This window comes from Microbacterium sp. cx-55, assembly GCF_021117345.1.
In the GTDB taxonomy this organism is placed as follows: domain Bacteria; phylum Actinomycetota; class Actinomycetes; order Actinomycetales; family Microbacteriaceae; genus Microbacterium.
On record NZ_CP088261.1, the window covers coordinates 1,140,265 to 1,152,776 of the forward strand.

The window sequence follows — 12,512 nt, forward strand, 5'->3', positions numbered from 1 at the left end:
TTACGGTGCTTCCGGCGCGAGGCCTCCCCGTCGTCGACGCGACAGGACCGCGCCGCTCAGTCCGAGGGCGCACAGCACGAGACTCGCCGAGAGCACGGTGCCGAATGCTCCCGACGGGCCCGAAGCTTGCGCGAGCTGCCCGGCGACCGCAGCGCCGATCCCGATGCCGACGACCACACCGCTGGCGGTGAGGGTCATGAGGGCGCCGGCGCGTCCGTCCTCAGCGAGCGAGCCCGCCACCCCGAAGATCGTGAGCAGCAGTGGTCCCTGGAACGCGCCGGCCAGCAGCGCAGCGCCGATGACCCACGGAACGCTCGGGGCCAGCAGCATGCACGTCGCCCCCAGTGTCATTCCGGCCGCGGCCGTCGTCCACCTGGTCCAGCGTCCGATGCGACCCGGCAGCAGGACCATCGACACGGTCGTCACGGCAGATCCGACGGCCATGACGGCGTAGAGCAGCGCGCCCGCATCGGGAATGCCCGCACTCTGCGCGAAGGCGGCCAGTCCGGTCTGCGAGCCGCCGAAAAAGACCCCCATCGACACCATCCCGAGGAACGTGACCGCCACGAGAGCCCGACGGCGGCCGGACCCCGGACGGCGCGGCACCGGGGTCGACGTGCGGCGCGGCCGGAGCGGAACCTGCCGGTGCGTGCGGTGGACCGCGAACTGGGTCGCGAAGAGAGCGATCAGGGCGGCGGCGAGCAGGGTGGCCGCCTGCGGGGAGATGAATGCGGCCACGAGTCCGACCAGGGCGGGCCCGAAGATGTAGACCATCTCGTCGATGACCCCCTCGAACGCGAACGCGGCGTCGAGATCGGCGGGGGCGATCGCGAGCCACCGCGCCCGCGACAGTGCACCCACCTGGGGGAGGGTGAGACCCGCCGCACCGGCGAGGGCGATCGTCACCGCATCCGGCACCACGCCCGCGCCGAACGTGAAGGCGATCAGGAACGACACGTGCAGGACGGTCGCGGTCAGGAGGACCCCGCGCTGTCCGCGGAGGTCTGCGAGAGCCCCCGATGCCGGCGCTCCGACCGCCTCGCCGAGCGCCGCTGCGGCGGCCGCGAAGCCACCGATCGCGATCGACCCGGTCGCCGACGTCGCGAGCGTCAGTATCGCCAGCGGCACCATCGACATGGGGAGGCGGCCCAGGGCCGTGGCGAGGAGATAACTCCATCCCACGCGCTGGGGGAGGACCCGGTACGCGGAGATTCCGCGAACGGGAGAGGGGGAAATCGACACAGCGGCGCTCCAGTTCGGCGCGTCCCCCACCCGGATCGCGCCCTCAGCCCGTCATTTCGTCGTGATGCGAGGGTACCAGGACGCGCAGGTCAGGGCAGACGGATCGCGCCGGTCGGCGTGGAGCCGTGCCGCCGGACCTTGAGCACGCGGAAACCTCGCGCCGTGGCCGCGCGATGCACGCCGTACCCCTGCGGGAACGTCGCGCCGATCCACCGCTGCAGCGAGTCGGAGCCGAGATTGCGGGCGACGACGAGCCACGCGTCGGAGCGCTCGTCGAGCCGGGGGAGCCAGCGCTCGAGCATGTCGTGCAGCTCGTCCTTGCCGACTCGGATCGGGGGGTTCGAGCGAATCGTGCGGAACATCACATCGTCGGGAACATCGTCCGGCTCGACCGCGTTGATGTTCGTCAGACCCAGTTGTTCGGCGTTCCGCCGGACGAGATCGAGAGCGCGCTGGTTGACGTCGACGGCCCACACCGTCGCGTGAGGCGACGTGAGCGCGAGCGACAGCGAGATCGGCCCCCACCCGCATCCGAGGTCGAGGAAGTGACCGCCGGGCGGCGGCGGTGGTGTATTGGCCAACAGCACGGCGGTTCCCGCATCCAACCGGTCCGGACTGAACACCCCGCCGGCGGTGATGACATCGATGTCGCGACCGGCAAGGGTCACACGAATCGTGCGGAGGTTCTCGGGACTGGCAGGTGACGCGGTGAAGTAGTGGTCACTCCCCATCCCGAAAGCGTAGCGGTTCAGGCCCGTGACACGGGAAGCTAGAGTAAGCGGGCGCCGCGGCGCCCCGAAAGGAATACATGATCGACACCCCCGAACCGACCGACGAACCGCAGACGGACCCGGTCGACCGGGTTTTGGCGCGCGCGGATGCGCGAGCTCGCGTGCGTGGTGATCTCGGGTCGGCCCAGGCGTTGCAGGATGCGTCGACGGTGACGGATGCCGACGCGGATGGCGCGCAGTGGGATCGCGAGGAACGCGCGGCGCTCCGACGGGTCGCCGGACTCTCCACGGAGCTCGAAGACGTCACCGAGGTCGAGTACCGCCAGTTGCGCCTCGAGAACGTCGTCCTGGTGGGTGTGCACCCTCAGGGCGAGCAGGAGAACGCCGAGAATTCGCTTCGCGAGCTCGCCGCCCTGGCCGAAACCGCGGGCGCGGTCGTGCTCGATGGCGTGCTGCAGCGGCGTCCGCATCCGGATCCGGCGACGTACGTCGGCCGAGGCAAGGCGGAAGAGCTGCGGAGCATTGTGGCCGCCACCGGCGCCGACACCGTGATCGCCGACACGGAGCTCGCTCCGAGCCAGCGCCGCGCGCTCGAGGATGTCGTGAAGGTCAAGGTCATCGACCGGACGACCGTGATCCTCGACATCTTCAGCCAGCACGCCAAGAGCCGTGAGGGCAAGGCGCAGGTCGAACTCGCCCAACTCGAATACCTCCTCCCGCGGCTTCGCGGCTGGGGCGACTCGATGAGCCGTCAGGCCGGTGGACAGGTCGGTGCGGGCGGCGCGGGAATGGGTTCCCGCGGTCCCGGTGAGACGAAGATCGAACTCGATCGACGCCGCATCCGGACCCGGATGGCGCAGCTGCGCCGGCAGATCCGCGACTTCGGGCCCGCGCGTGAGGCCAAGCGTGCGGAGCGACGCCGCAACACGATCCCCGGCGTTGCGATCACCGGGTACACCAACGCCGGCAAGTCGAGTCTGCTGAACCGGCTCACCCAGGCGGGCGTGCTCGTGGAGAACGCGCTGTTCGCGACGCTGGATGCGACGGTGCGGCGCTCGATCACGGCGGATGGCCGGGTGTTCACCCTCACCGACACCGTCGGTTTCGTGCGCAACCTCCCGCACCAGCTCGTCGAGGCGTTCCGCTCCACGCTCGAAGAAGTCGGCTCTGCCGACGTCATCGTGCACGTCGTCGACGGATCGCACCCCGATCCCGCCGCGCAGCTCGCGACGGTGCGCGACGTGATCGGTGACGTGGGTGCGCGCGACACGCGTGAGATCGTCGTCTTCAACAAGGCCGACCTCGTCGATGCCGACACCCGGCTGGTGCTGCGCGGGCTCGCTCCGTCGGCGCTGTTCGTCTCCTCGCGGACGGGTGAGGGCATCGAGGAGCTTCGACAGGTCGTCGAAGAGGCCCTGCCGCTTCCCGCTGTCGAGCTCCACGCGCTCGTGCCCTACGACCGCGGCGACCTGGTGTCGGCGATCCACGAGCACGGCATGATCCTTCTCGAGCGGCACGAGGAAGACGGCACCGCGCTCCATGTGCGGGTGCCGGCCGTGCTCGCCGGCCGGTTGGCGCCGTTCGTGCGCTGATCGCTCGCTGACGCCGAGAACAGGAGCCGAGTCCGCTGACGCGGGCCCGGCTCCTGTCGTGCGCGGCTCAGTCGCCGTCGAGCGTCGGCGGCAGCACGAAGTACGGTGAGGCGGACCCGGCGGGCAGATCGCTCGGGTCGACCTCGGTGAAGCCGTGCTCCGAGAGGGTCCGTGCCCAGTCGGCGTCGACGGCGTGCGCGAACAGGGGACGCACCGGCTCGCGCGAGACGAGCACCGCGAGATCGCGCGCCGCGTTCGCGGTGACCTCATCGACGACGACGATCTCGCGGCCCACCGCGGTCGAGGCGACCGTGAGCGAGCCGATAGTGAGCTCGAACGGCGGAACGTCGGGCGTCTCGAATCCGAACACCCTCCCGAGGAACGCGAGTTCGCTCTCGAGAGCGTGCACGGAGGTCTCCGCACGCCGGAAGCCGTGGCCCTCGCCCTCGTAGAGCACGTACGCGTGCGGCACGCCGCGTTCGCGGAGTGCGTCGCGGATGGCCTCGGCCTGAGACGGCGGGACGACGCGGTCCTCGGCGCCCTGAAGGATGAGCAGCGGCACGCGGAAGCGATCGGGGCGGCTGAGCGGCGACCGTTCGAGGTAGACGTGCTCGGCTTCCGGCAGTGGTCCGATCAGCCCGTCGAGGTAGCGCGCCTCGAAGTCGTGCGTGTCGGCGGCGAGAGCGCGGGCGTCACCGACGCCGTAGCGCGAGACGCCCGCCGCGAAAGTGTCGCTGCCGACCAGCGCGGCCAGGACCGTCCATCCGCCGGCGGATCCGCCCTCGATGGCCAGACGTGCCGGGTCGGCGAGTCCGGCGGCAGCGAGCCCGGATGCCGCCGCGACGACGTCATCGACGTCGACGACGCCCCACTGGCCCTTCAATCGCTCGCGGTACGCGCGGCCGTATCCCGTCGAGCCGCCGTAGTTCACGTCGAGGACACCCACTCCGCGACTCGTCCAGTAGGCGATCTTGGCGGATGCGGACGGGCCCACGTGGCTCGTCGGGCCGCCGTGCACCCACACGAGGTACGGCGGCAGTTCGTCGTCGTCGCCCGTCACCTCAGGGTTCGTCGGCGGGTACGCGAACGCGTGCACCTCGCCGTGCGGGCCGTCCACGGTGATGTGCCGCGCGACGGGCGTCCACTCGGGCCCGGCCGCGGCACCCGCTCCCGCGATCGCGACCGCGTTGCCTGGATCGTCGACGTCCACCAGCCAGACGCCCGTGGTGGCCGTGCGCCCGGCGGCGATCAGGAGCACCCGGGTACCGTCGACATCCTCGATCGACGCGGACGCCGTGGCGTCGATGCCGAGGGGTCGGACCGAACCGCTGGACGGCTCGATCACCACGAGCTCATCGGCGCCGTGCGTGCGCACCGCGACGATGCGTCCGTCGGGCAGTGACGCGAACCAGCGGGTGCCGAGAGCCCAGAGGGCGCCGCCGCTGTCGGCATCCGCCGGGGCGACGGCCTCGTCCGTGCGGGGCTGCGCGAGTGACGCCCGGCGGAGATTCCAACGGCCGTCACGGTCGTCGCTGAAGAGCAGGGTGTCGTTGTCGAGCCAGACCGGTTGCACGGCGGATGACCCGCCATCGGTCAGCGCGATCGCCTCGGACTCGCCGTCGAGGGTCGCGACGCGCAGCGTCGTCTGATCCCAGGGCATCGCAGGGTGGTCCCACCCGATCCAGGCGAGGCGTGTGCCGTCGGGCGACAGGGCGGGCTGCGCCAGGAAGTCGCTGCCGGTGGCGAGCTCCTCCACTCCGCCGCCGTCGGGATCGATCCGCACGATCGAACGCGCCGGCGTCCGCGCGCCGAGGTGCTGTTCGCGCACCGCCAGCAGGCTGCCGTGCTGCCAGGTCAATCCGCCGTAGGCGGCACCGTCCACGGGAGGAGTGAGGGTCTCCGGCTCCTCGCCGAGGCGGACGGCCCGAACCCGCTGGTCTGCGCCGTCGACGAAGAAGAGCACACCGTCATCGGATGCGGTCCATGCCCCGCCGCCGTACTCGTGCACGCGCGAGCGGGCGCTCCAGGGTGCGCGGAGCACATCCTCGACCGTTCCGTCGCCCCGGCGGCGACGCACGGCCGTCCTGCCTTCTTCTGCGGGGACGCCCTCGGCCCACCACACGTCTCCGGCGACGAAACGGGCGCCGTCGAACCGCGCTGAGGCGGAGGCGACCGCGGCGGCCGTGAGCGGAGAGGGCCAGGAGCCGTAGGGAAGAGTGCTTTCCATAGCTCCACGCTACCCAGCGGCCGCGTCGGCACGCGCAGGGTTGCTCGCCTGTCGCGCTCGCGTGCGCGAGGTCACACGGCGCGCAGGACCGCCACGATCTTGCCGAGAACGGTGGCTTCGTCGCCGAGGATCGGCTCGAAGGCGGAGTTGCGCGGGAGCAGCCAGGTGTGGCCGTCACGACGACGGAACGTCTTCACGGTCGCTTCGCCGTCGAGCATGGCGGCCACGATGTCGCCGTTGTCTGCCGTCGGCTGCGAACGGACGACGACCCAGTCCCCGTCGCAGATGGCGGCGTCGATCATCGACTCCCCGCTCACCTTGAGCATGAAGAGGTCGCCCTTGCCGACCAACTGGCGGGGGAGGGGGAACACCTCTTCGACCTGCTGCTCGGCCGTGATCGGAACGCCCGCGGCGATGCGGCCGACCAGTGGCACGAGGGCGGCGTCGCCGACGGTCGGCCCGTTGTCGGCCGGATTCTCGGCGGCAGTGCCGGGAAGGTCGATCAACACCTCCATGGCGCGGGTCTTGCCGGGATCGCGTCGCAGGTAACCGCTGAGCTCGAGCTGGTTCAGCTGGTGGGTGACGCTCGAGAGCGACTTAAGGCCGACGGCGTCCCCGATCTCGCGCATGCTCGGCGGGTATCCGTACCGGCCGATCGAGCGCTGGATGACTTCGAGGATGGCGAGCTGCTTGTCGCTCAGGCTCTTCCGCCGCCGCGTCTGCGGCTTCTCGCGTGCGGTCATGGTCACTCGCTCCGTTTCCGGTGACATCGAAGAATTCGAATGTCGGAGGTTGGTGATGTGGTCGTCGTATCGAAACCGTATCCGGGTTCGAGGCTCGGAGAAGGCACCCGCGTGGCGTGTCGTCTTCGAATCTCCCTCAGGGTATCGGTTGCTTGACACCACATAAGTTCGAAGATAGCTTCGGAATAGAGATTCGTATCCGGCTCTCCCGGCCGAGCGCCGGGTACGAATCTCTCCCCGTCAGAAGGAGTCGTCATGACCGCGATCGATTTCACCGCCCCGCCCGTCACCACCCGACTGCGCCTCACCGTGCGCGGGCGCCGTGTCCTCGCGGCAGTGGTGGCCTTCCCGGTCGCCGCCGCGCTCGGCGTCGGCATCCTGAGCGGCGGGGTTGCTCTCGCTTCCCGCGCCGACAGCGCGCCCGCGGGTTCGTTCGAGACCGTCACGGTCCTCGCCGGAGAATCGCTGTGGACCATCGCGCAGGAGGTCGCCCCGTCGGCCGACCCGCGTGACGTCGTCGATCAGATCGTGCGCCTGAACGCGCTCGAGGGCACGTCGGTCAGCGCCGGACAGCGTCTGGCCGTGCCGGCCGAGTACTCCGCCGGAAGCTGAGCGGTCGGGCGAGAGCCCGACAGCTTTACGATGGTCGCGTGTCCCTCAGCTTCGAAGACCTTCCGATCCGCGACGACCTCCGCGGAATGATCCCGTACGGTGCTCCGCAAGCGCCGCTGCCAGTGGCTCTGAACGTCAACGAGAACACGCATCCTGTTCCGGCCGAGGTGGCCTCCGACATTCTGGCGGCGGTGGACGAGGCCCTTCGCAACGTGAACCGGTACCCCGATCGCGAGTTCACCGCGCTCCGCGAGGCTTTCGCCGGCTACCTCGGCGCTGGTCTCCGCCGCGAGCAGATTTGGGCGGCGAACGGCTCCAACGAGGTTCTCCAGCATGTTCTGCAGGCGTTCGGTGGTCCCGGACGCCGCGCATTCGGTTTCGCCCCGACCTACTCGATGTATCCGCTCCTCACCCGGGCGACGGGGGCCACCTGGGTCGCCGGCGAGCGGTCAGAGGATTACTCGGTGTCGGCCGCATCCGCCGCCGAACAGGTCGCCGCGGTCGACCCCGACGTCGTCTTCCTGTGCGCACCGAACAACCCCACGGGAACACCGCTCGGACTCGACGTCGTGACGGCCGTCTACGAAGCGTCGCGCGGAATCGTGATCGTGGATGAGGCCTACCAGGAGTTCGCGCCGCACGGCACGCCCTCCGCGGTGACGCTGCTTCCCGGCCGTGAGCGCCTGGTGGTGTCGCGCACCATGAGCAAGGCATTCGCTTTCGCGGGGGCTCGCGTGGGATACCTGGCCGCCGACCCAGCCGTCATCGACGCGCTCCGGCTCGTCCGGCTGCCGTACCACCTCAGCGCGCTCACCCAAGCAGCGGCGACCGCCGCGCTCGGACACGCGTCGACCATGCTCGCCATGGTCGACGACATCGTGGCGCAGCGTGACCGAATCAGCGCGAGGCTGGCCGAGCTCGGGTACCGCGCGCACGCCTCGTGGACGAACTTCGTGCTGTTCGGCGGGGTCTCCGATCCGGACCGCACCTGGCGCGAGCTGTACCAGCGCGGTGTGCTCATCCGGGACGTCGGCATCCCGCACCACCTGCGCGTCACGGCCGGCACGGAGGCCGAGACCACGGCGTTCCTCGATGCACTCGCGTCGATAGACTCGAACGCATGAGCACGGAGTCCGCGACGCACCGCACCGCCTCGCTGCGGCGCGCCACGAGCGAGTCCCAGGTCGATCTCTCTCTGGATCTGGACGGTGAGGGAACGAGTTCGATCTCGACCTCGGTGCCGTTCTTCGATCACCTGCTGACGGCGTTCGCGAAGCACTCGCTGACCAACCTGTCGGTGCGAGCCACCGGTGACACGCACATCGATGCGCACCACACGGTGGAGGACGTCTCGATCGTGCTCGGTCAGGCCATCCGCCAGGCGCTCGGCGACAAGTCCGGCATCTCCCGGTACGGCGATGCGCTGGTTCCGCTCGACGAGGCGCTCGCGCAGGCGGTCGTCGACATCAGCGGACGCCCGTACCTCGTGCACACCGGCGAACCCGCAGGCTACGAATATCACCTGATCGGCGGGCACTTCACGGGCTCGCTGGTTCGGCACGCCTTCGAGGCGATCGCGTTCAACGCCGGTCTCACGGTGCACGTCCGCGTGCTCGAGGGGCGTGACCCCCACCACATCGCCGAGGCCGAGTTCAAGGCGTTCGCGCGGGCGTTCCGGCAGGCGAAGTCTCTCGATCCGCTCGTCACCGGCGTGCCGTCGACCAAGGGCGCTCTGTGACGCGCACACCCACCGTGGCGGTGCTCGACTACGGGTCGGGCAACGTCCACTCCGCCGTGAAGGCGCTCGTCGCGGCGGGTGCCGACGCGAGGCTCACCTCCGACCGTGCCGAGATCATGGAAGCGGACGGCTTGCTCGTGCCCGGAGTGGGCGCGTATCGCGCGGTCGCCGACGCCCTGCGTGAGAGTCGCGGTGGCGAGTTGATCGATCGCCGCCTCGCCGGGGGGCGCGCGGTGCTGGGAATCTGCGTCGGGATGCAGGTGCTCTTCGAGCACGGCGTCGAGCGCGGCGTGCACACGGAAGGGCTGGGCGAGTGGCCCGGCACGGTGACGCAGCTCGACGCGCCCGTGCTGCCCCACATGGGATGGAACACGGTCTCCGCGGCCTCCGGCTCGGCACTCTTCGACGGGATCGAGAACGAGCGGTTCTACTTCGTGCACTCGTTCGGTGCTCAGGAATGGACGTTGGAAACGCAGCAGCCGTTTCCCGCCCCGCGGCTGACCTGGTGCGATTACGGCGCGACGCCGTTCCTCGCGGCGGTGGAGAACGGACCGCTCTCTGCCACCCAGTTCCACCCCGAGAAGTCGGGCGCCGCCGGCATCCGACTTCTGTCGAATTGGATCGGCACGCTGCGGGCAGACTAATGTCTAACCTCGTGCCGCCGGCCGGGGAGAAGCCCCGCGTGAGAGCGCGCAAGGAGCCATGAACGATTTCGCGTCTACCCCCGAGCTGATCCTCCTCCCCGCGGTCGATGTCGCCGACGGCAAGGCCGTGCGACTCACGCAGGGCGCGGCGGGCAGCGAGACCAGCTACGGCGATCCCGTCGATGCCGCCGTCGAGTGGGCGCGCCAGGGTGCGTCCTGGATCCACCTCGTCGACCTGGACGCGGCATTCGGGCGCGGCAACAACACCGCGGTCCTTCGCCGGGTGATCAAGCAGGTCAAGGGCGTGCAGGTCGAGCTCTCCGGAGGCATCCGCGACGATGCCAGCCTGGATGCGGCACTCGAATCCGGTGCCACGCGGATCAACCTCGGCACCGCGGCGCTCGAGAATCCGGAGTGGGCGGCCGATGTCATCGGTCGTTACGGCGACGCCGTGGCGGTCGGGCTCGATGTGCGCGGGACGACGCTGGCCGCGCGCGGCTGGACGCGCGAGGGCGGCGACCTGTGGGCCGTGCTCGACCGTCTCGAGGACGCCGGCTGCAGCCGCTACGTCGTGACCGATGTGGCGAAGGACGGCACGCTCGGCGGCCCGAACATCGAGCTTCTCCGCGAAGTGACCACGCGCACCCCGAAGCCGGTGGTCGCGTCCGGTGGCATTTCGAGCCTCGATGACATCGCCGCTCTTCGCGAGCTCGTGCCGCTCGGCGTCGAGGGCGCGATCGTCGGGAAAGCCCTCTATGCGGGAGCATTCACGCTCGCCGAGGCGCTGGATGTCGCCGGGAACTGACGATCACGCCGATCATCACTCGGCGGACTCGGCGGGCGTCCCCTGGGAGGGGCGCAGCTTTCAGGAGAACACGCACGCGAACGACGACGGGTCGGCTGATCCCACGCTCCTCGCGGCCCTCATCGCGTTCCGGGACGGTGCGGGCGATCAGGTGGCGATCGTGGATGCGTACCGCTCCGCGCGTCTGCTGATCCCGCTCGTCGCGGGGAAGGGCGAGGAGGGCGTTGCGCCGAACGGTCTGACGGTCGACAAGACCCAGGAGCTGTCGATCGTGACCGTCGCCGCGCCCGACGGCCGGCGCGTGCAGCCCGTGTTCACCTCGGTGGAGACGCTGCAGCGTTGGGACCCCGCGGCTCGTCCCGTGCCCGCCGAGGGCCTCCGCACGGCGCTGGCCGCCGTCCAGGACGACACCGATCTGATCGTGATCGACCCGACGTCCGACACGGAGCACGTGCTCCGCCGGCCCGCGGTCTGGGCGATCGGGCAGGGCCAGCCCTGGGAGCCGAGCTTCCATTCCGCCGACGTGTACCGCGGGCTGCAGGAGAGCATCGGCGGCGAGCTCGCCGTGCTGGACCTGGAGATCGAGGCGGGGGATCCGACGGCGCGGCTGCGCGGTCCGGAACTGGTGGTGCGACTGCACCTCATCGACGGCCTCGAGAAGTCCGAGCTCGACGCGGTGCTGTCCCGTCTCGCGACCCGCTGGGCGAGCGATGACCGCATCGCGGTGCTGGTCGACTCGCTCACGGTGAAGCTCGTCCGCTCGACGCCCTGACCCCCCGCAGGTCACCGGAGTGCAGAGCCGCGGAGCGGGGTGCCTGTGGAGTCAATCGGGGTAGGGGCCCCGCTCGTGACTCCACAGGCACCCCGCGCAGCGGCGGGAGCGCGTCAGTTGACCGGACCGGTCCACTTCTCGCCCGGCCCCTTGCCGATCGGGTCGGGGATGACGGATGCTTCGCGGAACGCCAGCTGCACCGACCGGAGGCCGTCGCGGAGTGATCGCGCGTGCATGTCGCTGATCTCGGGGGCCGCGGCGGTGATCAGCCCTGCCAGGGCGTTGATGAGCTTGCGTGCCTCGTCGAGGTCCATCTGCTGGTCGGGGTTGTCGGCGAGACCCGTCTTGACGGCCGCCGCGCTCAGCAGATGCACCGCGGTGGTCGTGATGACCTCGACCGCGGGAACATCCGCGATGTCGCGGGTGGCAGCGGATGCGGCGCGGTCCTGCGCCTCCCACTGCTCTTCGCGCGTGGCCGAGGGGGCCGGAGATTCGGGGGAGCGGTCGTCGTTGGAGTCCACGTTGCACTTTCTGCTAGAGTGGGCGAGCACCGGAGCGTCTGCTCCGATCGAAAGAGGATCACATCCCACCCGCGCTTGCCGTTCCAGGCTACCGGGTCATCGCACTCCACCTCCTCATCGGAGGTTGCCTGGGTGCGGGAAAGCCGGCGTTCGTCGCGTCGTGCCGGGTGGCGTGATCCCCTTCCGCCCGAGGTACGACAACGCATCTCGGTGGCACCCGTCACGTCAGAGGAGTTACGCATCAGCGATCCCCGCACCAACGACCGCATCCGCGTCCCCGAGGTTCGCCTTGTCGGACCCGCGGGTGAGCAGGTCGGCGTCGTCCGCATCGAGGTGGCACTGCGCCTGGCCCAGGAGGCCGACCTCGATCTCGTCGAGGTAGCCCCGAACTCGAAGCCGCCCGTGGTCAAGATCATGGATTACGGCAAGTTCAAGTACGAGGCTGCGCAGAAGGCCAAGGAAGCGCGGCGCAATCAGGCGAACACCGTCCTCAAGGAGGTTCGGTTCCGTCTGAAGATCGAGGCTCACGACTACACCACCAAGCTCAAGCGTGCCGAAGGCTTCCTGCAGGCCGGCGACAAGGTGAAAGCCATGATCCTGTTCCGTGGCCGCGAGCAGTCGCGTCCCGAACAGGGTGTGCGCCTCCTCCGAAAGTTCGCGGAGGATGTCGCAGAACTCGGAACCGTCGAATCGAATCCCACGATCGACGGCCGCAACATGGTCATGGTGGTCGCCCCGCACAAGAACAAGTCCGAGGCGAAGGCCGAGCAGAACGCGCAGCGCACGGCGAACAAGGAAGCCGCTCGTCAGGCCCGTGCCGGAGACGACGAGTCGGCCGACGAAGCGCCCGCCCCCACAGCCGAATAGGCTCCCCAGCCTCCCGCT

General features: G+C 69.9%; 13 protein-coding genes. 8 read left to right on the forward strand and 5 right to left on the reverse strand.

Annotated elements, in window-relative coordinates:
- Together LQ938_RS05255 and LQ938_RS05260 are read right to left on the reverse strand one after the other, a co-directional pair.
- A complete protein-coding gene (locus LQ938_RS05255; protein ID WP_223723442.1) occupies positions 1-1,242 on the reverse strand; it encodes an MFS transporter in 1,242 nt (413 codons plus the stop codon).
- An 89-nt stretch (positions 1,243-1,331) separates the two neighbouring features.
- Positions 1,332-1,973, reverse strand: a complete 642-nt coding sequence (locus tag LQ938_RS05260) for a class I SAM-dependent methyltransferase (protein WP_223723443.1) — start codon at positions 1,971-1,973, stop codon at positions 1,332-1,334.
- Positions 1,974-2,050: 77 nt separating this feature from the next.
- Between LQ938_RS05260 and hflX the strand changes: the two genes are divergently transcribed.
- Positions 2,051-3,565 (forward strand): GTPase HflX, encoded by a 1,515-nt coding sequence (gene hflX, locus LQ938_RS05265; RefSeq protein WP_223723444.1) that lies wholly within the window; start codon positions 2,051-2,053, stop codon positions 3,563-3,565.
- 67 nt (positions 3,566-3,632) lie between these two features.
- Here the strand turns inward: hflX and LQ938_RS05270 are convergent, their stop codons facing one another.
- The gene (locus tag LQ938_RS05270) at positions 3,633-5,792 is read right to left on the reverse strand and encodes a prolyl oligopeptidase family serine peptidase (protein WP_223723445.1); all 2,160 of its coding nucleotides are present in this window, start codon (positions 5,790-5,792) and stop codon (positions 3,633-3,635) included.
- A 71-nt stretch (positions 5,793-5,863) separates the two neighbouring features.
- Complete coding sequence (lexA, locus tag LQ938_RS05275) at positions 5,864-6,535, reverse strand: transcriptional repressor LexA (protein WP_223723446.1); 672 nt, start codon at positions 6,533-6,535, stop codon at positions 5,864-5,866.
- 255 nt (positions 6,536-6,790) lie between these two features.
- Here lexA and LQ938_RS05280 point away from each other — a divergent pair, with 255 nt between their 5' ends.
- From LQ938_RS05280 to LQ938_RS05305, 6 genes are read left to right on the forward strand one after another with little or no spacing between them, the layout of a single operon-like run.
- Positions 6,791-7,147 (forward strand): LysM peptidoglycan-binding domain-containing protein, encoded by a 357-nt coding sequence (locus LQ938_RS05280; protein ID WP_223723447.1) that lies wholly within the window; start codon positions 6,791-6,793, stop codon positions 7,145-7,147.
- A gap of 38 nt (positions 7,148-7,185) precedes the next feature.
- Positions 7,186-8,271 (forward strand): histidinol-phosphate transaminase, encoded by a 1,086-nt coding sequence (locus tag LQ938_RS05285; protein ID WP_223723448.1) that lies wholly within the window; start codon positions 7,186-7,188, stop codon positions 8,269-8,271.
- Positions 8,268-8,885 (forward strand): imidazoleglycerol-phosphate dehydratase HisB, encoded by a 618-nt coding sequence (gene hisB, locus LQ938_RS05290; protein WP_223723449.1) that lies wholly within the window; start codon positions 8,268-8,270, stop codon positions 8,883-8,885. Before LQ938_RS05285 ends, hisB begins: the two co-directional genes overlap by 4 nt.
- Positions 8,882-9,529 (forward strand): imidazole glycerol phosphate synthase subunit HisH, encoded by a 648-nt coding sequence (gene hisH, locus LQ938_RS05295; protein WP_223723450.1) that lies wholly within the window; start codon positions 8,882-8,884, stop codon positions 9,527-9,529. Before hisB ends, hisH begins: the two co-directional genes overlap by 4 nt.
- Before the next feature lie 58 nt (positions 9,530-9,587).
- Positions 9,588-10,334: a bifunctional 1-(5-phosphoribosyl)-5-((5-phosphoribosylamino)methylideneamino)imidazole-4-carboxamide isomerase/phosphoribosylanthranilate isomerase PriA gene (gene priA, locus LQ938_RS05300; RefSeq protein ID WP_223723451.1), complete on the forward strand. Its 747-nt coding sequence runs from the start codon at positions 9,588-9,590 to the stop codon at positions 10,332-10,334.
- Entirely contained in the window at positions 10,318-11,106 is a 789-nt protein-coding gene (locus tag LQ938_RS05305; protein ID WP_223723452.1) for an SseB family protein, read from the forward strand. The genes priA and LQ938_RS05305 overlap by 17 nt, the downstream gene beginning before the upstream one ends.
- 113 nt (positions 11,107-11,219) lie before the next feature.
- On the opposite strand, the gene LQ938_RS05310 is transcribed toward LQ938_RS05305, so the two are convergent.
- Positions 11,220-11,627, reverse strand: a complete 408-nt coding sequence (locus LQ938_RS05310) for a DUF1844 domain-containing protein (RefSeq protein ID WP_223723453.1) — start codon at positions 11,625-11,627, stop codon at positions 11,220-11,222.
- A gap of 210 nt (positions 11,628-11,837) precedes the next feature.
- Here LQ938_RS05310 and infC point away from each other — a divergent pair, with 210 nt between their 5' ends.
- The gene (gene infC, locus LQ938_RS05315; RefSeq protein ID WP_223723454.1) at positions 11,838-12,494 is read left to right on the forward strand and encodes a translation initiation factor IF-3; all 657 of its coding nucleotides are present in this window, start codon (positions 11,838-11,840) and stop codon (positions 12,492-12,494) included.
- Positions 12,495-12,512 lie beyond the last annotated feature (18 nt).